Annotated in this window: 17 protein-coding genes and 1 pseudogene; 11 read left to right on the top strand and 7 right to left on the bottom strand. The window is 61.7% G+C overall.

From position 1 onward, the window contains the following. The coding region (locus tag C7401_RS43600) for a transposase (RefSeq protein WP_146757927.1) at positions 1 to 295 on the top strand (295 nt) is incomplete at its 5' end. Positions 296 to 439: 144 nt separating this feature from the next. Here the strand turns inward: C7401_RS43600 and C7401_RS43595 are convergent. Continuing rightward, complete coding sequence (locus C7401_RS43595; protein WP_112178257.1) at positions 440 to 1,435, bottom strand: alcohol dehydrogenase catalytic domain-containing protein; 996 nt, start codon at positions 1,433 to 1,435, stop codon at positions 440 to 442. Positions 1,436 to 1,563: 128 nt separating this feature from the next. On the opposite strand from C7401_RS43595, the gene C7401_RS43590 reads away from it, so the two are divergent. Beyond that, complete coding sequence (locus C7401_RS43590) at positions 1,564 to 2,457, top strand: LysR family transcriptional regulator (protein ID WP_112178260.1); 894 nt, start codon at positions 1,564 to 1,566, stop codon at positions 2,455 to 2,457. Between the two features lie 443 nt (positions 2,458 to 2,900). Next, positions 2,901 to 3,851: an acetamidase/formamidase family protein gene (locus C7401_RS43585; protein WP_112178256.1), complete on the top strand. Its 951-nt coding sequence runs from the start codon at positions 2,901 to 2,903 to the stop codon at positions 3,849 to 3,851. Positions 3,852 to 6,025: 2,174 nt separating this feature from the next. Here the strand turns inward: C7401_RS43585 and C7401_RS43575 are convergent. After that, positions 6,026 to 6,703, bottom strand: a complete 678-nt coding sequence (locus tag C7401_RS43575) for a TetR/AcrR family transcriptional regulator (protein WP_220092915.1) — start codon at positions 6,701 to 6,703, stop codon at positions 6,026 to 6,028. A gap of 249 nt (positions 6,704 to 6,952) precedes the next feature. Here C7401_RS43575 and mhpA point away from each other — a divergent pair, with 249 nt between their 5' ends. The 7 genes and pseudogenes from mhpA to C7401_RS45895 form a co-directional block, all read left to right on the top strand. Then, complete coding sequence (gene mhpA / locus C7401_RS43570) at positions 6,953 to 8,572, top strand: bifunctional 3-(3-hydroxy-phenyl)propionate/3-hydroxycinnamic acid hydroxylase MhpA (RefSeq protein ID WP_112178254.1); 1,620 nt, start codon at positions 6,953 to 6,955, stop codon at positions 8,570 to 8,572. Positions 8,573 to 8,587: 15 nt separating this feature from the next. Then, the gene (locus C7401_RS43565; RefSeq protein ID WP_112178253.1) at positions 8,588 to 9,646 is read left to right on the top strand and encodes a maleylacetate reductase; all 1,059 of its coding nucleotides are present in this window, start codon (positions 8,588 to 8,590) and stop codon (positions 9,644 to 9,646) included. Positions 9,647 to 9,679: 33 nt separating this feature from the next. Next, positions 9,680 to 10,543: an intradiol ring-cleavage dioxygenase gene (locus C7401_RS43560; RefSeq protein ID WP_112178252.1), complete on the top strand. Its 864-nt coding sequence runs from the start codon at positions 9,680 to 9,682 to the stop codon at positions 10,541 to 10,543. 212 nt (positions 10,544 to 10,755) lie between these two features. Beyond that, entirely contained in the window at positions 10,756 to 12,018 is a 1,263-nt protein-coding gene (locus C7401_RS43555; protein ID WP_112178251.1) for an MFS transporter, read from the top strand. 60 nt (positions 12,019 to 12,078) lie between these two features. Continuing rightward, on the top strand, positions 12,079 to 13,200 hold the full coding sequence (locus C7401_RS43550) for a porin (RefSeq protein WP_112178250.1): 1,122 nt from the start codon (positions 12,079 to 12,081) through the stop codon (positions 13,198 to 13,200). A gap of 21 nt (positions 13,201 to 13,221) precedes the next feature. Further along, positions 13,222 to 13,518 carry a Dabb family protein gene (locus C7401_RS43545; RefSeq protein WP_112178258.1) on the top strand — a complete coding sequence of 99 codons (297 nt, stop codon included), beginning with the start codon at positions 13,222 to 13,224 and terminating at the stop codon, positions 13,516 to 13,518. A 17-nt stretch (positions 13,519 to 13,535) separates the two neighbouring features. Further along, positions 13,536 to 13,688, top strand: a pseudogene (locus C7401_RS45895) (IS6 family transposase); the annotation flags it as partial. Between the two features lie 110 nt (positions 13,689 to 13,798). Here C7401_RS45895 and C7401_RS43535 read toward each other — a convergent pair. Next, the gene (locus C7401_RS43535; RefSeq protein ID WP_258397481.1) at positions 13,799 to 15,943 is read right to left on the bottom strand and encodes an acetate--CoA ligase family protein; all 2,145 of its coding nucleotides are present in this window, start codon (positions 15,941 to 15,943) and stop codon (positions 13,799 to 13,801) included. A 15-nt stretch (positions 15,944 to 15,958) separates the two neighbouring features. After that, entirely contained in the window at positions 15,959 to 17,104 is a 1,146-nt protein-coding gene (locus C7401_RS43530; RefSeq protein ID WP_112178248.1) for an acyl-CoA dehydrogenase family protein, read from the bottom strand. 153 nt (positions 17,105 to 17,257) lie between these two features. On the opposite strand from C7401_RS43530, the gene gcvA reads away from it, so the two are divergent. Beyond that, positions 17,258 to 18,181 carry a transcriptional regulator GcvA gene (gene gcvA, locus C7401_RS43525; RefSeq protein WP_112178247.1) on the top strand — a complete coding sequence of 308 codons (924 nt, stop codon included), beginning with the start codon at positions 17,258 to 17,260 and terminating at the stop codon, positions 18,179 to 18,181. 9 nt (positions 18,182 to 18,190) lie between these two features. Here the strand turns inward: gcvA and C7401_RS43520 are convergent, their stop codons facing one another. From C7401_RS43520 to C7401_RS43510, 3 genes are read right to left on the bottom strand one after another with little or no spacing between them, the layout of a single operon-like run. After that, positions 18,191 to 19,552 (bottom strand): MmgE/PrpD family protein, encoded by a 1,362-nt coding sequence (locus tag C7401_RS43520; protein WP_112178246.1) that lies wholly within the window; start codon positions 19,550 to 19,552, stop codon positions 18,191 to 18,193. Next, positions 19,549 to 20,418, bottom strand: coding sequence for an alpha/beta fold hydrolase (locus C7401_RS43515; RefSeq protein WP_112178245.1), 870 nt, complete (start codon positions 20,416 to 20,418; stop codon positions 19,549 to 19,551). The genes C7401_RS43520 and C7401_RS43515 overlap by 4 nt, the downstream gene beginning before the upstream one ends. Continuing rightward, positions 20,411 to 21,733 (bottom strand): MFS transporter, encoded by a 1,323-nt coding sequence (locus tag C7401_RS43510; RefSeq protein WP_224041643.1) that lies wholly within the window; start codon positions 21,731 to 21,733, stop codon positions 20,411 to 20,413. Before C7401_RS43510 ends, C7401_RS43515 begins: the two co-directional genes overlap by 8 nt. Positions 21,734 to 22,047: the final 314 nt, after the last annotated feature.

Raw genomic sequence — 22,047 nt, 5'->3', positions numbered from 1 at the left:
GATTGTGCAATGCTGGCAGCGAGCCTGGGAGCACGTCACGCCGTTCTTCGTGTTTCCACCCGAGATTCGACGGGTTGTGTACACGACCAACGCCATTGAGAGTCTGAACATGCAGCTACGCAAGATCATCAAGACCCGGGGCCACTTCCCCACCGACGAGGCTGCCATCAAACTACTCTGGCTGGCGCTGCGCAATGTGCTGGCCAAGTCGGTACGGGCAACCTTCGACTGGAAATCCGCGATGAACCAGTTTGCCATCCTGTTTGGCGAGCGCTTTACGCTCGCCCGAGGTTAGGATCTGTTAAACCGCCTTGCACACAAAAATGCGGATAGGTTCCCTTGCGTCTGACGCTCGATAGTCGTGTTCATTCCGACTTCTTACGGCTTCACTATGCCGTGAATAGTGAATCGCGTCCGATGCGGCCAGACCCCGGGCGACCTATGTTAGCAAGACGGCCTTCGCGCCATCGAGCGATTCGTAAGCCATGGCTAGTTCGATCTGGTCGAGATCGAACTCCTTGCCAATTCTGGTCCTGAACGTTCGATCGTCAATCACACCTTCAAGGGTTTTCAGAGCGGAGACGAGTTCGTCGTGATCCTTCACCGTCCGGCTCGCGAAATTGCTGAATCGTCTCAAGGTCAGGTTCTTCATCATGAAGAGCCCGGACTGAATAGACACCGGAATGGCGCCGCCCAAAAGCCCGTAGATATAGATCGTCGAATTCATCGGCAGGCCGGGCGCTATTCCCGTTAGCAAGTCGCCGCCGACGCCGTCGAATACCGCCGTCGTTCCCAGTTCGGCGGACAATACGCCGAGCTTATCGGTGAAGCCTTCGCTGGTGACAATGACGTGCTCCGCCCCCAAACGGCACAGCGCCTCCCGTGCCCACTCGGTGCGCACCAGGAAAATCGCGGGCAACTTTCTGCGGCGAGCGAGGGCAGCAAGAGCATAACCGGTGGCCGAATTCCCGGCCGTGACAATGACGCCCTTATGGCCCGCTGCGGTGATCTCGTCGAGAAAGGCGTAGGCCGTCATCACGTTCACGAGTGAGCCACAGTAGTCCCGGGCACGAACATGGTCGGGCAGGATCAAGCAAGTCGAATAAGGCACCTGCGCCCGTTCGCACCAAAGCCCAATACTCTCCGGACTTCTGCCGAGCGACCGGTAGACCGCCACTTGCTTGCCCGTATATTCCGCCGGGACGCCTGCTCCCACTGCGACGACCTTGCCTGCTCCCGACGCGCCCCAGACGTTATGCCGGTCGAGCGCGAGTGCGTTGCCGGCGGCTGTAGGCATCCGCAGGAAAGTCTTGTCGCCATGGTTGATCGCCGATGCATCCATGTCGAGCAGCACATGGCCCGGCGCTGGCGCGGTCGGTGTCGGGATGTCGCGAACCTCTAGTTCCCGGCCAGGTGTTACACAAATCGCTTTCATTGGTCAGTTCCTTCTGTTTCGGTGTCGTTGATTGCATAGCCCGTAACATAAGCAACTTTATCCATTGCCGGAACGCTGCATCCGGGCATACCATCGATTCCATTCTGGAATTGATGAAGGTAGTCTGTATGGATAGAGTGAGCGCGATTCGTCTGTTTGTGCGTCTTGTCGAATGCGGGAGTTTCTCCGCCGTCGGGCGTGAGGAAGGGATCGGACAACCGGCGGTCAGCAAACAGATCGGCGCGCTGGAACGGCATCTTGGCGCACAACTTGTTTTGCGGACTTCCCGCCAGGTCGTGATCACGGAAGCAGGACAAACATTCTACGAATCCGCGAGGCAACTGGTGGACGACTTCGATGCGCTCGAATCGTCCGTAGGCGATCGCCAGCAGTCGCCACGAGGCGTGGTCAGGGTCAATACCGCACCGGCTCACGGTCGGCTCTGCATTACCCCGCTACTTCCCAACTTTTTTCGACGATATCCCGACGTCGCGATCGAATTGTCGGTATCGGAGCGGTACGTTGACCTGGTGGGTGACGGCATCGACTTGGCGGTGCGTCATGGGCGGCTCGTAGACTCTTCGCTCACTGCCAGAAAGCTGTCCGAGACAGATTTCGTGCTCGTGGCGAGCCCTGCCTATCTGGCCGCGAAGGGAGTCCCGATCCGGCTTCCGGACCTCGATCAGCACACCTGCATCGTCTTTGCGAAAGGCCGTGAGCGTTACCCCTGGTCACTCAAAGTCGGGCAGGAGGTCGTCTCCTACATTCCGCACGGCTCGCTGCTGACCGGCGATGCCGAACACATTCGCGCGGCTGTGCTTTGCGGCCTTGGCATTGCTCAGGCGCCATTCTGGTTATTGGCGGAAGAGATCCGCTCCGGCCAGGTCCAGGTGCTTCTGCCAGAGTTGCAGCCCGAGCGCGTGCCCATCCATCTTGTTTATCCAGCTGGCCGTCGAGTCCCGATGAGAGTACGGATCTTCATCGAGTATCTTGTGTCAGCATTCGCGAGTCCCGAACTTTGACACACTGCTGATCCGCTGAGTCCAAAAGACGGTCGACAGCGAGAATTGTTGGCAATCTACGCGCCGATTTGAATGTCTCAAAGTGGCCGACCAGTGTCCGACGACCGAGCGCGAGGATGGTCGCCGGCGAGCGCCTATGCGACAGGCATGACCGACCCACTTCTGCCGTTCCTACCCGTGCTACCGCAGCGTCCGGTTCCAAGGCATTTCGGTCAATGCTGCATCTGCAACGCGGCAAATTTTTACTCAGCCGACGTGCTCAGGAGTGGCCGTGCACAGACCTGCACGCGTTCATATCGCGTTGAAAGTAGGCCACGTTTTCTTTCCCGAGAAAGCGTGCCGGTTCGGCTCTTACAGAGGAATGTGCTCTAACGCACAGACTGCCGACTAACCTTCGTGGTCTGGTTGACGTTTGAATTCGCCGGCCTTCCAGGGAGTGGGTAATGAGCAGAATACCTTGGGCGCGCCACTCAATTCATGAGCATCAGAGCCACCTCGGTTGGGACCAGACGCTAAAGCCCGTGTTGACCGTGGCTCCTGGTGAAACCGTCGAGTTCTTTCCCGTCGACGCATCGGGAGGGCAGCTCACTGCCAGTTCAACCGTCGACGACATTGCACAGCTAGACTTTGCGAGAGTGAACCCGGTTGTTGGCCCGATGTATATCGATGGCGCTAAACCGGGCGACGCCGTCAAGGTCACACTGTTGTCATTCGCACCTTCGGGTTGGGGGTGGACGGCAAACATTCCAGGCTTTGGCTTGCTCGCAGACCAGTTTCCCGACCCGGCCCTGCACATCTGGAAATACGAGGCGGATCTGAAGATCCCGGCCATGTACGGCCCTGGTGGACGTGTTCCCTTAAAACCCTTTTGCGGGACGATCGGCCTCGCGCCGGGAGAACCGGGTTTGCACAGCGTGATTCCACCACGTCGTGTTGGCGGCAACATGGATATCCGCGACATCGGCGCAGGCACAGAACTCTATCTCCCTGTGGAGGTGGAGGGCGCGCTATTCTCGGTGGGTGACACGCACGCCGCTCAAGGTGACGGCGAGGTATGCGGGACGGCCATCGAGAGCCCCGTAGCACTGACGGCGAAATTCGAATTGGTCAAAAAGGCGAACCTCGCGTTTCCCCGCTTTACAACGCCGGGCCCTGTCAGCCGTCATCTCGATACGAAAGGCTACGAAGTCACTACTGGCATCGGTCCCGATCTGATGGAGGGTGCTCGGGCTGCCGTCTCTGGAATGATCGACATTCTCACGCGACAACATCACATCAGCGCAATCGATGCTTACCTGTTGTGCAGCGTTTGCGCCGACCTGCGCATCAGCGAGATCGTCGACCGGCCTAACTGGATTGTCTCGCTCTACTTCCCGCGAACCGTATTCGAGTGAGTTCTCAAAGGCGGTTCTCCGGCTCTAGCCCGCCCTGTCGATTACCACGGGGGCGGTACGAGCGGTTCTTGGCCGATTCGTTTGGCTGGACTCGACCCGAATCCGTCATTTGGCAACCTGCCAGCATGGTGACCGCATTGGTGCTGATTGCAGACGCTCTCCGATCGACTTGATCAACATATAGTTGGTCGCTCCGGATTCGGGTTGACTCGGTCAAGCGACTGCGTTGGGTACCGAACATAACTACTTCCCTTAGCGGCGCCCGCGTGCCAAGCTGATTCCAATGTTCATGGGCGTTGCTGCCAGTCCGAACACTTCTGTTGGAGCTCACGATGCACGCCGAACACTTTGATTTGGTGTATTACGTATGGTCTGAGACGATAGTCGGAAGCGTCGCTGGCTGCTCGTTCTGCATTCATGGTGTGAGTGGTGGAGGGCGTGGCCGGATCGATGGAAAAGGAGAGCGCTCTTTCGACTCCTACTCACCTTACCGGGTAACCGATGAGAAGAAGGGAATTCGCGGAGGACCTATACCTCCCGGCTTGTATCGAATCGAGCGCCCGAGTGATTATCAAGGTGACGCGTGGGACCCTGCCGCTGTCCTAACCCCTAAGTCGCTTTACGCACAGTTTGCCGGATGCCGTGATTTCACTAGGATTCCGTTCGAGATTCACGGTTCTGGGGAAAAAGGCAGCGACGGCTGCATAGTCATTGAGAAACCCTACAGGACAAGGCTCCTGGATGCCGTTGAAAAAGCAGGCGGCGCAATACTGCTCGTAACTTTGGATACAAGACCGGGAGACCTGATTGATAGGACTTTTTCACGCACAAGCATGGCCTGAAGTAGCACTCGAACGTACATTGCGCGGACAGTGTGATTGCGTAACCTTGCCTGCTACCGGCCACATGAATTTTCTGCTTAACCGTAACTGTTGTCGCCGACGCAGTTCTGATCCAGATGCCGAGGTTCAGGTGAACCGGCCGCATGTCGACCTCATCCCGTATTGGTCGGCCTTTGCGCCCTGGGATATAGGATCAAGGGCGCGTCGGCAGCCGGTTCATTCTGGCGTTGGCTGCAACAACCAAGTGGCCCGAAGTGAATATTCTCGAAGTCGTCCAGCGTAGCTCTCGTGGCGAAGACTTCAGTGGCAATCATGGACGGAGTGCTTAAATGTCAAATCAAGTAGCGAAGGTCGGTCAAATCGTCCGGGCTATGCGGGACATCCCACTCACAAGAAACGCGCACGTAACGGTACTGTCGTCCGCTACGAGGATTGTCCTGCGCAAAGGCACGGAGGCTGAGATCACTGCAATCGCATTGAATCACATCGAACTTAACTGTAAAGACGGTGACCAGTCCCTAGGGTTGGCAGCATGGGGGCTCAGAATCAGAGTCGCGAAGGTTGTGTGGGGCATGTCGTTCGAATGAAAGCGGCGTTCCGCGATATCAACTCTCTCATTGAGTCTGCTCCGGCGCAAACGGTTAAATGTCCGCTTTCGGGCCTGCCGATTTTCCGGCAGTTCCCCACACGCGTTCGGGGCGCTCGAAATCAGTCTTTGCGGAACTGCTCCAACAGAAACGTCACGAACCGATCGATTAGCGAATGCCCCACCCAATAGCGCCGCAATCGAAGGTCCGCAATGCGTTAGGAGCCGACATCTGGATGTCCGAGCGACGAAACGGGCGAATGTCCCTTCATGGCCGAACTCGGGCCACATGCGCAGCGTCTGAGTTACGCATGCGTTGCCCGGCGGCAAACGGCAGAGAACAAAGGGAGTTCTGAGGTTATTGCGCGTGGTGACACATTGACTGTCGCAATGGTGACAGTTTTAATGCGGTCTACGCCAACAAAATGCGATGTGCGCTCGCCGCCATTGAAAAATCAAGCAGATGAAAATTGAATTCCCGAGGCGCTCGGCGAGCGACCCTCGGCCACGCAAATCGTGAGTACGCGCGGCGCCACTCGGGACGCCTGCTGAGCGAATCCAAAACGTTGCGGCGGAGAGCGTCGTGTACAGAGCGTTAGCGAATGCGCGAACGACCGGGCCTAAGCGTCAGAGCGACGCATCGGATCGCTTTAGCGGTTAGAACGCCTGTCCTCTATGCCCACGCGCTTCTCCGCAGAAACCTGAAGACTGGCGAGACGTCCTGACAGCGTGCGCATGGACAATCGTTACCTGACCACTGATGCCGGCCTGGGGCGCGCAGCCAGTTCTGTAGCTGCGTCAATACCGATGCCAGTCATGCACAGTAATCGAATCACGATCTCTTCCTTGACACTCGCTGAAAGCCGGTCTGTCGTGATGGCGAGACTGGCGCCGACGATGGCGTGCGCAGTCAGGTGCCACACGAGATCCGGGTCCGACACGCGGAAAACGCCCGCGCCGATGCCATTGCGCAGGTCGCGAATCGCAAACGGGCCCATGCGCCGGAAGAGCGCGTCGGCGATGACTTCCGAGCGGTACAGCATTTCCTTCCAGCTAATGTCGGTAGTCGCCGCTTCAAGCACGGTGCGAATCCCGAACGCATAGACCGCTGCCGGGTCGGCCAGGCCAGCGGTCGCCCTTTCTATGCGTAGCGCCAGCTCGTGCATCATTTCCTCGAGCACTGCGATTGCGAGTTCGTCCTTGGACTTGAAATAGTTGTACACCGTCCCCGCGCCTACGTCGGCGAGTTCGGCGATTTCCAGCATCGTGGCGGCATCGATCCCTTTTTCGCTCATGATCGTGCCCGCGGCTTTGATCAACGCTTCGCGATTACGACGCTGCCTGCGCGCCACGCGCCCTTCCTGCTCGCCCTCATTGGCCGGTGAATTCATCGAAGTCTGCCTGGATTCATTGTTGACGATCATTCTAATACGAATCCAGCTTCGGTAAGCATGGCCATGACACGCACCGCAGGATCACTTTGTTTGCGATCCTCCGATTTGACTGATAATCAAACGTGAGTGTTTACCATATGTGACGAGCATTCAGTTTTGATCTACATTCTGTCCCAAGCGAAGTGCAGATGTCATCCAGCCGGACGGCGGTCATCCGTGCAGCCAGCATCATCCTTCGCACCGCAAGCCCAGCAGGGCGACGAATCAAGGAGACAGTTCATGAATGCCCCCGCTTCAACCGCAAACACTCACTTTGACGCCGATGTCGCCATCATTGGCGGCGGCCCGGTCGGCACGTTGCTCGCAATCCTGCTCGGTCAGCGCGGCAAACGGGTGACGTTGGTCGAGCGCTGGTCGCAGGCCTATGGCCGGCCGCGCGCGGTGACGTACGACCACGAGATCGCCCGGATTCTCGCGACGCTCGGGATCGACTCGGAGCATGACTCGGCTATCTCGTACCACGACGAGCTGTATTACTGGAAAGACGTGCGCGGCGAGAACCTTCAGATCGTCGACTGGCAGAGCCAGTCGGCGTCGGGCTGGCGCGTGCGTTACTGGTTCAACCAGCCGGACCTCGAAGCGCGTCTCACGAGCATCGTCGACGGCATGCCGGGCGTCACGCAGTTGCGCGGCTGGGAGGGTACGGGGCTGGTCGAGGACGGTGACGGCGTGACGGTATCGCTCACGCGCAACCCGCAGGAAGCCGGCGCTGGCGGCGAAACCCGCACAGTGCGCGCGAAGTACCTGGTGGGCGCCGATGGCGCGAACAGCTTCGTGCGCGACGCGCTCGGCATCGAGAACGAGGACAGGGGCTACTTCTTCGACTGGCTGATTCTCGACCTCATCCCGCAGGAAGCATACGTCGCGCAGCCCATGCAGTGGCAACTGTGCGACCCGAAGCGTCCGACGACCATCGTGCCAGGCGGCCCGGGCCGGCGCCGCTGGGAGTTCATGGTCCTGCCTGGCGAGTCGGCGCAGGAGTTGCAGACCCCCGAGCGCGCATGGGAGCTGCTCGAGCCGTGGGGCATGACGCCGGAGAACGCCGAACTCGAGCGCAGCGCCGTCTACCGTTTCCAGGCGCGCTGGGCGAAGACCTGGAACCGCGGCCGCTGCGTCATCGCGGGCGATGCGGCGCATCTGATGCCGCCGTTTGCGGGCGAGGGCATGTGTGCGGGCTTGCGCGATGCGTTCGCATTAGGCTGGCGTCTTAACGCGATTCTCGAAGGCAAGCTGTCCGCCGCGGTGCTCGACAGCTACACGACCGAGCGCCTCGAGCACGCGAAGCACTACATCGAGTTCAGCCAGGAGCTTGGGAAGATCATCTGCATTGCCGACGAAAAGGAAGCAGCAGAGCGCGATGTGAAAATGAAGGCCGATCTCAAGGCGCGCAATAACCAGCCGGTTCCGACCGACGTTTGCCATCTGGGCCCGGGGGCCTGGTCTGCCGAATCCGCGCATGCGGGTGAGTTGTCGGTGCAGGGCGTGGTCGACGTGAACGGCACGCGGGACCGCTTTGACCAGGCCGTCGGCCACGGCTGGTTCGTGATCGGTCTGGATGCCGATCCGGCGCACGCGCTTGGCCCCGAGCGGCTGGAGCAACTCGCGCTTCTGGAAGGCCGGACCGCGCGGATCGGCACGCCGGGCGCAACGGGCGCGCCTTGCGATGCAGTGGATATCGAAGAAACGTACAAGCGCTGGCTCGCAAGCATCGACGCCACCTATGTCGTGCTGCGCCCCGACTTCTACGTCGCGGCCACTGCGAAGAGCGCGGAACTGTTGCGCGAGCGCTTCGACGAACTCGTCGCGAAGCTCCATCTTCGCGTCGGCGAAGTCGCCTGAGTACGGAGTCCGTTCATGACTGCGAGCTTCACCTACGAAATCAATCCGGGCCGCATCTTGTTCGGCCCCGGGACCGCCGAAGCCGTCGCCGGCGAAATTGGGCGGCTCGGTGCCGAGCGCGCGCTGATTCTCTCGACGCCGTCGCAGCGGGCCGACGCGCAGAAGCTGGCCGAACGGATCGGTCCGCTGGCAGCAGGCGTCTTCAGCGAAGCGGCGATGCATACGCCGGTTGCCGTGACGCTCAAGGCGCTGGCCGCGTTCGAGGCGGCGGGCGCGGACTGCGTGGTCGCGCTTGGCGGCGGTTCGACGATCGGGCTTGGCAAGGCCATTGCCTGGCGCAACGATGCACCGCAGATCGTGGTCGCGACCACCTATGCGGGCTCTGAGGTGACGCCGATCCTCGGCCAGACCGAGGACGGCATCAAGACGACCATCCGCGACGCGAAGATCCTCCCCGAAGTCGTGATCTACGATCCTGCGCTGACGCTTGGCCTGCCCGTTGCGATGAGCGTGACGAGCGGCTTGAACGCGATCGCGCACGCGGTGGAGGGCGTCTACGCGAAAGATCGCAATCCGGTGACGTCGCTGATGGCCGTCGAAGGCGTGCGGGCGCTGCGTGATGCGCTGCGCGTGATCGTCGTGCGCCCGGACGATCTCGCTGCGAGGTCCGATGCGCTTTATGGATCGTGGCTGTGTGGATCGGTGCTCGGAACGGTCGGCATGTCCCTCCATCACAAGCTTTGCCATACGCTCGGAGGCAGCTTCGACCTGCCTCACGCGGAAACTCACGCCATCGTGTTGCCGCATTCGGCGGCATACAACGCCCAGGCCGCGGCCCGGGAACTGCGGCCCCTCGTGGATCTGTTCGGTGACTCGATCGGTGGAGGGCTTTACGACTTCGCCCGCTCGCTCGGCGCGCCGCTCGCCCTGAAGGACCTCGGGCTGAAGGAATCCCAGCTCGATGCCGCAGCGGACCTCGCGGTGAAAAATCCGTACTGGAATCCCCGCCCGGTCGAACGTGAAGCCGTCCGCGCGCTGCTACAGCGCGCGTGGGAAGGCGCACGGCCCGAGTAGCAGTTCGTCAAATCATTATAAGGAATCCTCAGCATGTCCCAGTTCTTTACCGAAGAGGGCTCGGCTCAGGCAGTCAATGCGCGCATGGGCGCAGACGTCGAGCCGCGCCTGAAAATCGTCATGGCATCGCTCGTGAAGCACCTGCACTCGTTTATCAAGGACGTCCAGCTCACGCAGGAGGAGTGGGAAGCCGCAATCGGCTTTCTGACCCGCACCGGGCAGATCTGCGGCAACGAGCGCCAGGAGTTCATTCTGCTGAGCGACACATTGGGCGCGTCGATGCTGGTTGATGCGCTCAACCACCGTCGCCCTGCCGGCGCGACCGAGAACACCGTGCTTGGCCCGTTTCATGTCGTGGGCGCGCCGGAGCGGGAGATGGGTGCCTCCATCACGCTCGACGGCAAGGGCGAGACCTGTGCGTTCGAGGGGCGCGTGGTCGACATCAACGGCAATCCGGTGGCGGGCGCACGGCTCGACGTATGGTCCGACAACCCGGACGGCTTTTACGACGTCCAGCAACCGGGCATCCAGCCGCAATGGAACAATCGCGGCATTTTTACGACCGGCGATGATGGGTACTACCGCTTTATCGGCATCAAGCCTGTGTCGTACCCGATTCCTGACGACGGGCCGGTGGGCAAGATGCTCGCCGCGCTCGGGCGGCATCCCTATCGGCCCGCGCACATGCACTTCATCGTGACTGCGCCCGGCTTCGAGAAGATCGTGACGCACACGTTCGCGGGCGACGACGCCTACCTCAACTCCGATGCGGTGTTCGGTGTCAAGGAGACGCTGGTGGCGCCGTTCGAGCGCGCCAGCGACGGCAACACGGTCTGGCGCTCGCCATTTGACTTCGTGCTGACGCCTGTCGGCGGCAGTGCGACCGCTGGGGCGTGACGATGCGGTGCGCTTTGCGCCGCGCGACAGAGCAATCTGGCGAGTAAGCTGGATGACGGGCCGGCCGCCGCCGGCGTCGGCCCGAGAGTGCGTCGGCAGGCTGCCTGCCGAGCGAAAAAGCCGCCGGAAGAGCGTGCAAATCAATAAGTACGACTGAGTAAAAATAGCGTATCAGTACGGTCAAATAGCAGACATATTCAAGGAGACGAAACATGAAGCAGTCCAGTGAGGCCTGGGATACGGCCTATGAGTGGAAGGCGGTTGCGCTGTTGTCAATCGGGTTCGGTCTGGTGGGCATCGACCGCTTCATGATCATGCCGCTCTTTCCGATCATGATGCACGAGCGCCATTTCGACTATCAGGACCTCGGTTATATTGCCGGCGCCCTGGCCGTTGCGTGGGGCTTTGCGTCGATTTTCATGGGCAACCTCTCGGATCGCATTGGACACCGGAAGGTGATCATTCCGGCGATGCTGGTGTTTTCAGTGTTGTGCAGTGCGAGCGGATTTGCGGCGAGCCTTGGCACGCTGATCCTGATCCGCGTGCTCATGGGGTTCTCCGAGGGCGCCTATACGCCAGTGAGTATTGTCGCGACGATCGATGCGTCCAGGCCGTCGCGGCACGGTTTCAACGTCGGCTTGCAGCAAACGATGATGCCGTTGCTCGGGCTGGGTGTCGCACCGATTCTCGTCACGCAGTTGCTGAAGGTCGTGCCTTGGCACTGGATCTTTGCGCTCGCGGCCGTGCCGGGTTTCGTCGTGGCCTACCTGCTCTACCGCTGCCTGCGCAACAGCGATGTGCAGAACGCGGCACGGCATACGCAGACTCACGACGCCGCGCGGCACAAGTGGTCGGACGTATTCCGCTACCGGAACATTCCGCTCAACATCATCGGCATGTTCTGCTGGGTGACGAACCTCGTGATCCTGCCGGCGTTTCTGCCGAGCTACCTCACCGAGTCGCTGCATCTGGACATCGAGCAGATGGGTTTTATCCTGTCGGCGATTGGCTTTGGCGGCGCGCTGGGTGCGCTGGTCATGCCGTCGCTGTCCGACCGCCTCGGCCGCAAGCCGGTGATGATCCTCTCCGTGCTGGGCGCGCTGGTGTTCCTCGCGTTGTTGACGCGCTGCGACGCCAATCCGCCAAAACTGTTTGCGTGGCTTTTCATGACGCTGTTCTTCGTCTTTGCGCTCATTACGCTCACGGTGGGGCCGATCAGCGCCGAGTCGGTGCCGGCCCGCTTGATGACGACGGCATCTGGTCTCGTGGTTGGTGTCGGTGAGGTCTTCGGAGGGGGAATCGCGCCGGCGCTGGCGGGCTACGTGGCCAAACACTATGGGGTCGCGCACACGATGTATTTCGCACTGGGCGCGCTCGTCATAGGGCTCGTCGTCGCCATATCGCTGAAGGAGACCGCCCCGGTTCGCACTTCGCGGCGCGCGCCCGTGCCGCTCGGCTCTGAAATTGCCGAATGACGCATCAGCCCGTTAAAAGAACGACACGAACGCCGACGCGATTGCGCGGCACAGGAGACCATGGAGATGAAGCACAGCAGGATTTCACTGTGCGCAGGCCTTATTGCGTTGACCATGCCCATGGCAGCGCACGCGCAGGGCAGCGTGACGATTTTTGGCCTGCTCGACGCAGGTGTGACTTACGTGAACAATCAGCAAGGCGGGTCGAAGACGTTCCTCGATACGGGCATCTTCGCACCGAATCTGCTGACGTTGAAAGGCACCGAGGAACTCGGCGGCGGCAGCCGGGCACTTTTCGAACTGACCTCGCAGTTCGACCTCGCCAGCGGCGCGACGATTCCCGGAGCCGGCGCGCTATTCAATCGCACGGCCTACGTCGGATTATCGAATGACCGACTCGGCACGCTGACGCTCGGAAATCAGTACGATTTCATGTTTGAGACACTGACGCTCGGCTTGTTCGACGGCGCGTTTCTCGCTGGCGGTATTTACGATTTCCGGCAGGGACCGTTCGCCTCGCTTGGCGTGCCGGACAATCCAACGGGCTCGTTCGATTTCGACCGGATGGGTGGCGCAACCCGTGTCGCCAACTCGGTTAAATATCGCAGTCCTGATCTATATGGGATTCACATTGGCGCGCTGTACGGATTCGGCGGCGTCGCGGGTGACTTCACCGCGAACTCGACGATGAGCTTCGGAGTCGACTATGCCAACGGCCCGCTCGGACTGGGCGCAGCGTTCGTCAACGTCAGGTACTCGGGCTTGTATGAGGGGCTCAACGGCAGCATCCGCAATTTTGGATTCGGCGGACACTACCAGTTCGGGTCCGTGCTCGCGATGCTGCTTTACACGAACACCGCGAATACGGCGAGCGGCGCAAAGATCGATGTCTACAAGACCGGCGTGCAGTGGGATGTCACCGGAGTCTGGACGGCCGGTCTGGACTATTCGTTCATGCAGGGCAACTCGGCGCTGGACAACAATCGGGCGCATCAACTGAGCGGTGTGGTCCAGTACCACCTCTCCAAGCGTACCTTCCTCTACGCGGAAGGCATTTATCAGCACGCGAGCGGAGACGGACCAGTCACACAGGCCTGGATCAATGCGCTGAACCAGCCGGGCAGCGCATCAACGACCGGTTCGCAGGTGCTCGCTCGGGTGGGTGTCTCGACACGCTTCTAATGCAAACCATAGGTGCAAATCTTGATCAAGCATATCGTGATGTGGAACGTTCGCGGGACATCGCCCGAAGAGAAGGCCGAGGCAGCCAACCGGGTTAAAGAAGCATTCGAAGGCCTTAACGGAAAAATTCCAGGAATGAGTCGGCTGGAAATAGGCATTGACGTTAGCCGTATCGACTATGCATGCGATGTCGTGCTCTATTCCGAGTTCGTGGACCGCAATGCGTTAGAGGCATACGCTACGCATCCCGAGCATCTGCGTGTTCGAGATGAACTGGCAGGGGTGCGCATCAGCAGGCATCAGGTCGACTACCTTTAAGGCGAGTCGGGCAATCGGTGCGAGGTCGTGGTCTATATCACGGCCGCCGGTTCCCTGCTGTCGTCATCAGTTGCGCGGTTCGCTGGTATTTCCGGTTCGACCTGAGCTTGCACGACGTCAAAGAGTTGTTGCTCGAACGCGGCGTCGTGGTCACGTTCCCGATCGCGCGCAATGTGCGATTGGCCGGCTCGCCAAATGCGTCGAGCCGGTCTCGGGACTTTCGAATGCAGACGGAGCCGAATCCCGGGTTCGCCTCAACCTGCGGCACGCGCGCGATGCTTCATTTCCTGATGCGCACTAACGCGTCGACGGCCAGCACGCCTTCGCCTTCACGCTTGACCATCACGGGATTGACTTCGGCTTCAACGACGCAGACATCGGAAAGGGTGGCGAGTCGAGACATGGCGACCACCGTCCTGGCGAGGGCATCCAGGTCGCCACGTGGTTTGCCGCGATAGCCCTCAAGCGCGCGCAGTCCCTTGACTTCAGCGACCATCGCCCGGGCCTCGTCGAGATCGACGGGTGCTAATCGCAACGAGCGGTCCCGGTAAAGCTCGGTATAGACGCCTCCTGCCGCGAGCATCACAACGGGGCCCACCTGTGGATCGAGCCGATAGCCGATCAGCGCCTCGCCGAGGCCTTTGGCCATGGGTTGCACGAGCACGCGCTCCACCGGGACATCCGGCTCGTGCCGTCTCACGTTCTCGACAATGCGAGCGGTTGCTGCGCGCAATTGAGCGGCGTCGGCGATACCCAGTTCGACGCCGCCAACATCCGTTTTGTGAGGCAGCCGCCCGGAGAGCACTTTCACCGCGAGCGGATAGGGAAGCGCCTCAGGCAACGGCGTGCTTTCGTCGACCGGGATCGCTGTCGCGGGCGCATGCGGCACACCCACTTGCGCGAGCTGCTCGTACGCAGTGAGCTCGTCAAGCAAGATGGCCTGCCCATGCCCTGTATCGTTCTTTCCCGGCGCTGCGTGTTGTGCGAAGGGCTTGGGCGCGCGGCGCGATGCAGCGGCGGCAATCGCATCCGCGCAAGCTTCGGGCGTGCGAAAACACGGTACGCCCGCTTCGGTCAGGCGCAAGAGCGCCTGCGGCGCTTCTGGCACGACAAACGCGGCCAGCGGCAGCAACGTCGGGTCATCCATGCCGCTGTCGATAATCGGGCGAACCACCAGTTCTGGCGCGAAGCGCGCGGAAGACCCCGCGACGGCGATGACGAGATCGAATTCCGGTGCCGTACGCAGCACGCGAAGCGCTGCGCTCATGACGTCATAGCGGGTGCCCGCAAGGGTCAGGTCGACGATGCGTCCGCTGGATACGTTCACGCCCGCACTCGCGAGCCGCGCGAATGTGGCTTCACGCGGTTGCACGACGTCGACACCGCGAACACCGAGTTGATCGACAACCATGGCCGCGCCGCCGCCAGTTGTGGTCACGACCGCGACACGCGGTACGCGCGCGGCTTCCTGCGGCTTGGGCAGGGGCATTTGTCGAAGCAGGGGGAGGCTTTCGAGAAACGCTTCCAGCGTGTCGACGCGAGCCATGCCACAGTCCTTGAGGAACGCGTCGGCCACGTCGTCCTCGCCAGCGAGCGCGCCGGTGTGCGAGACGGCAAGTTCTGCGGCGGCCGCGGAGCGGCCCAATTTGTACGCCACGACGGGCTTCCCGCGCTCGGCTGCGGCCAGGGCGAAGGCGCGCAGTTTGTCCGCATGGCGCAGCGTTTCGAGAAAGAGCATGTAGCCGGTAATGGCGGGGTCGTCGAGCGTCGCGGCGCAGATCTCCCCAACGCTCAGGTCGACTTCGTTTCCAACGGAAACCAGGCCGGCAAAGCCGACGCCTTTGGCCTTGCCGCGCGAGAGCAGGCCGCCGATCATGCTGCCGCTGTGAGAGGCCACGAACACGCCGCCCACTGGAAGATCCGGCTCGGCAAAAGCGGCGTTGGCCGTCAACGCGAGCTTTGTGCGCACGTTCACCATGCCAAGGCCGCTCGGCCCGAGAACGCGAATGCCGGTGCGGGCGACGATGTCACGTACGCGCTGTTCGCGTGCTTCGCCGTCCGGTCCCGTCTCGGAGAAGCCCGCTGCCAGAATCGTGGCCACGGGAATGCCGAAGTCCGCGCATGCCTCGAGGGCGTCGATGGCGGCCTCCGTTGGCGTGAGAATGAAGGCGTGCTCGGGAATTTCGGGCAGGTCCGCAACCCGGGGCCAGGCACGTTCGCCCTGCACGACATCGCGATTGGGGTTGATCGGGTAGATGCGGCCCTCGTAGCCCGCCTGCCGGATAAAGCGTAGCGGTCTGCCCGCCGTTTTTGCCGGGTCGTCTGACGCACCGATCAGCGCGACGCTTTCGGGCGCCAGCACGCAGCGTGCAAGAGCCAGGTTACGTAACGCGGCGCGGGGAGCCGGCTCCATCGTCTCATTCATGCTCATGGTGTCCCTTTACTTGCGCGGGTCGAAGCGGCGTTCGAAGACGCCTTCGGCGATACGGTTCTTGAGGACTTCGATCGATCCGCCTGCAATCATCCAGCCTCGCGTTCGCCGCACGCAGTATTCGACCAGCGACTCCTGACTGTAGCCCATGCCGCCCATCACCTGAAGCGCCTCATTCGAGACTTCCCAGCCCGCCAGATTGCATGCGAGTTTGGCGAGCGCCGTGTCGTTGGGGGAAGGCAGCGTGCCGCGCGCAACACTTGCCGCCTTATAGAGCAGCAGTTGAGCGGATTCGAGCTTGAGTGCCATATCGGCGAATTTCCACTGGATGCCCTGAAACTCGCACAACGGGTGGCCGAACTGCTCGCGCATGGCGGCATGTTCGCGTGCGAGATTGAACGCGTGGCGGCCCAGCGCCAGGGCGCGTGACGCATTGCCGACCCGCTCGACATTGAAGCCGGCGATCTGCTTCTTGAAGCCGCCTGGCCCGAGCAGAACATTCTCGGCCGGAATGCTGCATTCTTCCATATACAGCTGCGACCACGGTTCACCGCTCATGAAGCACGACGGATTGCCGACCGTGAGTCCGGGTGTGCCTTTCTCGATCAGAACCGAGCCGATGTTGCCCGTCCCCGGCCCGAAGCGGCAGTAGATGAGGAAAAGGTCGGCCTCGGGGCTATGCGTCGAAAAGATTTTCGTGCCGTTGATGACGAACCTGTCGCCTTCCTCACGCGCCGATGTGCGCAGTTCGGTGACCGCCGAACCCGCGCCGGGCTCGGTCATGCCGAGCGCGATGACCTTGCGGCCGCTGAGCAGATCCTTGAGGTAGCGGCGCTTTTGTTCCGGGCTTGCATACTCGACGAACGTGCGAATGGGGCCGAAGTTGCCAGCCTGCACGACATCCGCACTCTTGGGACAGACCAGCGCGATTTCCTGGATCGCGATGACGGCGTCCATCAACGTGCCGCCCTGTCCGCCGTCCTCCTCGTCCATCGTGATGCCGAGCAAGCCCTGTTCGGACAGCAGCCGGGCGACGTCGAACGCATAGCCGGGTTCGTGGGCCCGCCGCAGCGCGCCGTCTGCGAGAGTGTCTTTCGCGAACCGGCGCACGGCGTCAGCAAATGCGGTTTGCTCCTCATTGAACTGGAAGTCCATGGTTCTCCTCTTCGTCTCCAATTACGTGTTCATCGTGAGGTCATTATTCCCGCGGCGGGATTGACACACTACTTCGCATACAGTACGTTGATGTGAGTTTTTGGAACATCAATTGCCGTTTTTCATTCCGGCCTTCAAGGCCGATCACACGCTATGTCTCGCACGGTTCCCCCGCTCAATCCACTACACGTATTTGATGCCGTTGCTCGCCTGGGCAGCCTGACCAGGGCGTCGGCCGAACTGTGCGTCACGCACTCGGCGGTGAGCCGGCAGCTCGCCACGCTCGAGCAATATCTCGGCGTGACGTTGTTCGAGCGAGAGCCGCGCGGCGTGCGGCTCACGAAGGCGGGGGCGACCTACCACAAGGCAGTGGGACCGGCGTTCGCGGCGATTGCGGCGGCAACCGAAAGCATCGTGGGCAGTGCGGAGGGCGAGGCGCTGCGGCTCAATGTGTACACCACGTTCGCGGCGAAGTGGCTGATGCACCGGCTGCAACGCTTCGAGCAGCGCTATCCCAACATTCCTGTCGAGATCAGCACGACCGTGGCGCCGATGAATTTCAACGAGGTCGAGGCCGACGCGGCAATCCAGTTCGGCGACGGTAACTGGCCCGGTATCCGAAGCGAGCATTTGTTCGACGACGTCATTGAGCCCGTTTGCAGTCCGGCGTTGTTACGTGACGGGCCGCCGCTGAAGACGTTTTCGGATCTCGCGAACCATCGGCTGCTTCAATCGCGCTACCGGCGCCAGGACTGGTTCGACTGGCTGCATGCGGTAGGGCGCAGCGATCTCGAAGCGCTCGTGAAGCAGCAGCGCGGCGGCTTTCAGAACTCGCTGCTCGCCTACCAGGCGGCGATCGAGGGGCTTGGCGTGGCGGTCGGGCAAACGCGTCTGCTCGCCAACGATATCGCCTCGGGCGCGCTGGTTTGCCCGTTCAAACGCCCGGTGAAGCGCAAGCTGGGTTATTACCTGCTGATTGCCGAAGGCCGCAGGCCGTCGCGCAAGATCACGGCATTTCGCTCGTGGCTGATGGACGAAATCGCTGCCATGCCCATGATAGAGGGCATGGCAGAGTGAGGACACGGCTTACGCTTGCGAGGCGATGAGCTTCGCGAGCGCGAGATCGGCAATACGGTGTTCATCGATGCGCCAGAGTCGATCGAGCAGCGATCGCGCAGCGGATTGGCCGATTACCGGTGTGGCGAGTTCGGTGAACTTGGCGTCGAGTTCGGCGTCGGTCAGCGGCGCTTCGGGATCGCCGCGGCGATACGGGGCAAACGTCTCGACCGTGCGGCCATCGGCAAGCGTCACGGCCACGCGCGCCGCACGCTGCTTCGGAAACGTGGCTGTCAAGGCCGGATCGGCGACCAGTTCGATCTTTTCCATCAAGGCCCGCAGCGGCGCCTCGGCAAGCCGCGCGGGCTCGAACGCGCTGAGCCTGACCGAGCCATACATCGCCGCGTGGCTCATGACGTAGGGCAGGCTGAAACGCGCTTCAAAGGCCGTTTGCGGGTTGCGAATGCCGGCCACCTCGAGCGCCGCCCCATATGTGCGCACGGTGATGTTGCGGATCGCGTCGCTCGTGAAGCCGTGCTCGCGCTTCAAATCGAGCAACGCGTCGATGGCGGCGAATGTGTGGCCGCAGCAGCCGTGATTTTTCTGCGTGATGCGCTCGATGTTGAATTGCACGCCAAGGCCGTCGGTGACGCCGTGCCAGCTCGGCGAGTCGCACAAGGCGGCGCCGAAGCCCGCTGCGCCTTCCAGGATGTCGGTCACACCGGTCAGCCCCGCGGCGGCACCTTGTGCCGCGCGTACGCCCACTGCGGCGGCGTGGCCGGCATGCAGGGCTTTGGTCATCGCGTCGGAGCGGAAGGCCTGCTGGAGGCCGGACGCAAAGGTCGCCGCCGTCGCCATCGCATGATGTGCCGCGTCGGTGGACCCAGGCGCGGCGAGAAGCGCGCCCGCTGCGGCCGCGCCGAAGCATCCCACCGTGCCGGTCGTATGGAAGAAGCGGTAATGGGCGGGTTGCACGGCGGCGCCAATGCGCGTCGAGACTTCGTAGCCTGCGACGATCGCCTTGAGCAGTTGCTCGCCACTCGCGTTGCTGTTTTCGGCTAGCGCGAGCGCTGCGGCAACCGTTGGGCAGCCCGGATGGTAGACGGCGTCCCGGAAGATGTCGTCGAATTCCACCGCATGCGATGTGCTGCCATTGATCCACGCGGCAGTCGCCGGGAACGCGCTCGTCCCGGCGCCCGGCAAGCTCGAACGCCCAACGCCCAGTTCCTCGCTGTGCGCGCGCCGCAGTTGCAGCGCGGGTGCCGTGCGGGTGCCGGGGAGTAGCGCCGCGAACCAGTCGATCAGTGCGCGCTTCGCCGCATGACGGGTAGATGCGGGCAAATCGACTTTCGCCTGAGTGGCGACGTACTGGGCAAAGGTGTCGAGAATCATGTCTGGATTCCGGTATCGATGGAACGGGGTGGGCGAGGGGTGCCGCGAACGCGGTCGATAAAACTCGCCAGGTTGTCGTTGAACCACGGCGCCGCCTCGAATTGCAGCCAATGCGCGGCGTGACACATCGACGAGGTATTGCCTGCGGAGATCGACTCGACATAGCGAGCGCGCAGGTCAAGCTCGTGGCGCTGGTGGGGATCTTGTGAGCCCAATGCCAGCCACATCGGCGCGCGCACGCTGTCGAGCAGGGCGCGCGTGGGATGCGTCCTGGCAATGGGGCGTGTTTGCACGCGTGTCGCCCGCACGTGGTCAGCCGTGAGTCTGCAAAGATCTTCTGTTACGAGGCGGGAGTCGCATAGCATGATTTCCTCGAGCGAAATGCGCACGCCTTGCTCGAGTCCATGCGCTTTCGCGACTCGCGCCGCCTCGTTCTGCGTGTCGGAGAGCCGTGCCGAAACCGGGCCCATTCCGGCCGGATTCACCACCGCAAGCGAGCGCACGCGATGAGGAAACCGCACGGCCATCTGCGCGGCAATACACGCGCCGAACGAAAACGCCGCGACGTCGACCGTGTCGATGCCAAGCCGGTCGAGCAGGGCGAACAGTTCGCTGGCTGCGAGGTGAAGCGTGAAGCTGCTCTTCGGCGCGGTGCTGGCGCCGAAACCCGGAAGGTCAGGTGCGATCACGCGCGAGTGCGCAGCGAGGGCTTCGATATTCTTCATCCAGTGATACCAGCCGCCGTGGCCACCGTGAATCAACAGAAGCGGGGGCCCATCGCCCAGATCGATGTGGTTGAGGGCGCATTCGTCGCCTTGTGTGGTGATCGCGGCGCGTGAAAGTTGCCTGTGCAATGCGTCAATCATGGTGTCGGAGTTCCGGGTCCAGCGCGATCCCGCGCGTCTCCTTCATCAGCACGTAGGTGACCAGGCTGATTGCCGAGCCGATGGATACATAGATGAGGAACAGGTATTCCTGCTGGCGGCCCTGAAGCCACGTCATGATGTATGGCGTCGTGCCACCGAGAATCGCGACGACCAGATTGAACGGGAGTCCGATGCCGAGCGAACGGATCTCGGCGCCGAAAAGCTCGGCCATGAGTGCAGGCGCAATCGCCGTATAGAGGCCGTAGACGACGATGCCGAAGATCTCGACGAGGGCGATCGACCAGAATGAGGCGCCCACCGAGAGCACGACCGGGTACACAAACACGGTATATATCGCCGCCATCACGATGAGTTGCGGCCGGCGGCCGATGCGATCCGATAGCCAGCCGAAGAGCGGCTGGACCGCCGTGAACACGATCAGGCTCAAGGTGCTCGCTGCGTAGGCCGTCGCCGGTTCGGCGCCCGAGCGGTGAATCGCATAGACCGGCACGTAGACAATGAACAGATAAAAGGCGAAGGCACCGAGAATGCTGGTGCCGATGAGCGTCCAGGTCGGTTTCGCGTATTGCGTGAAAAGCACGCGGATCGAGCCATTGCGCTCCTTGGCACGCGTGGCGGTGCGTCGGAAAGCTTCCGTCTCTTCCACGCGCGTACGCAGCCAGTAGCCGAACAGCCCGCCAAACGCACCGATCAGGAACGGGATGCGCCAGCCGAAATGGAGCATCTGCTCGTGGGTGAGCACGCGGTTCAGTACCCACGCGATTGCCGAGGCGGCGATCAAGCCGATTCCTGTGCCGAAGAACAAAAAGCTGCCGTGAAAACCCCGGCGGTTCGGCGGCGCGGTTTCGGCGAGGAAGGAACAGGCCGCGGCGAATTCGCCGCCGACAGAGAGACCCTGCAACAGTCGGGCAATCGTCGCCACCACGGGGGCGGCGAGGCCGATCATGGCGTAGGGCGGCAATACCGCGAGCAGGAGGGAACCCACGGCCATCAAGGTGACGGAAATGGCAAGCGCGGTACGGCGCCCGTGGCGGTCAGCGACGGCACCCAGGAGCCAGCCACCGGCGGGACGCATGACAAAGCCGATTGCATAGACCCCGAACGCGGCGAGCAGCGCGGAGCGTTGGTCCGTCGACGGGAACAACTGCGGGCCGAAGAAAATGGCGAAGTTCGCGTAAATCGAAAAATCGAACCATTCGATCGCATGCCCGATGCAGCCGGCCATCCGGGTGCGAATGACCGGTGTGGCGCTGCGATATCGCTGTGCGGCCGCGTTGGACGAGATATCTGACACTGCTGTCTCCTTGTTGAACCTGACGGGTCCTTGATCCCTCGATTCGACACCCGATTCGGATGTGCGCGGGGTTTGTAGAAGACAGTCTGTGGTGGACGCTCCAGAAAAAATACTTCATATCGTGCATAGACATGTTCGAAAAAGTCACAGCACGGGCTTTGGGGGTTTGTTTTCGGCGGCTCGTGAGCTTACATAAGTGATTTTTGTTGCTAGAACCATTGTCATGGCCAGATAGAGATGTCTGGTCTCCGGCTCAATAGAAATGTCCGGTTTTAGTGAGGTTTGCTTCTGTCTTTCCCGGGTTTGATCTCCAT

The sequence above is a fragment of the Paraburkholderia unamae genome (assembly GCF_003268775.1).
Lineage (GTDB): Bacteria > Pseudomonadota > Gammaproteobacteria > Burkholderiales > Burkholderiaceae > Paraburkholderia > Paraburkholderia unamae.
This window is presented reverse-complemented; position numbering and strand designations above follow the sequence as displayed.

What these genes read in the sequence shown, in the direction of transcription:
- C7401_RS43595 (WP_112178257.1), bottom strand. Translation starts at nt 1,435, where the DNA reads ATGAAAGCGATTTGTGTAACACCTGGCCGGGAACTAGAGGTTCGCGAC.
- C7401_RS43590 (WP_112178260.1), top strand. Translation starts at nt 1,564, where the DNA reads ATGGATAGAGTGAGCGCGATTCGTCTGTTTGTGCGTCTTGTCGAATGC.
- C7401_RS43585 (WP_112178256.1), top strand. Translation starts at nt 2,901, where the DNA reads ATGAGCAGAATACCTTGGGCGCGCCACTCAATTCATGAGCATCAGAGC.
- C7401_RS43575 (WP_220092915.1), bottom strand. Translation starts at nt 6,703, where the DNA reads ATGATCGTCAACAATGAATCCAGGCAGACTTCGATGAATTCACCGGCC.
- mhpA (WP_112178254.1), top strand. Translation starts at nt 6,953, where the DNA reads ATGAATGCCCCCGCTTCAACCGCAAACACTCACTTTGACGCCGATGTC.
- C7401_RS43565 (WP_112178253.1), top strand. Translation starts at nt 8,588, where the DNA reads ATGACTGCGAGCTTCACCTACGAAATCAATCCGGGCCGCATCTTGTTC.
- C7401_RS43560 (WP_112178252.1), top strand. Translation starts at nt 9,680, where the DNA reads ATGTCCCAGTTCTTTACCGAAGAGGGCTCGGCTCAGGCAGTCAATGCG.
- C7401_RS43555 (WP_112178251.1), top strand. Translation starts at nt 10,756, where the DNA reads ATGAAGCAGTCCAGTGAGGCCTGGGATACGGCCTATGAGTGGAAGGCG.
- C7401_RS43550 (WP_112178250.1), top strand. Translation starts at nt 12,079, where the DNA reads ATGGAGATGAAGCACAGCAGGATTTCACTGTGCGCAGGCCTTATTGCG.
- C7401_RS43535 (WP_258397481.1), bottom strand. Translation starts at nt 15,943, where the DNA reads ATGAATGAGACGATGGAGCCGGCTCCCCGCGCCGCGTTACGTAACCTG.
- C7401_RS43530 (WP_112178248.1), bottom strand. Translation starts at nt 17,104, where the DNA reads ATGGACTTCCAGTTCAATGAGGAGCAAACCGCATTTGCTGACGCCGTG.
- gcvA (WP_112178247.1), top strand. Translation starts at nt 17,258, where the DNA reads ATGTCTCGCACGGTTCCCCCGCTCAATCCACTACACGTATTTGATGCC.
- C7401_RS43520 (WP_112178246.1), bottom strand. Translation starts at nt 19,552, where the DNA reads ATGATTCTCGACACCTTTGCCCAGTACGTCGCCACTCAGGCGAAAGTC.
- C7401_RS43515 (WP_112178245.1), bottom strand. Translation starts at nt 20,418, where the DNA reads ATGATTGACGCATTGCACAGGCAACTTTCACGCGCCGCGATCACCACA.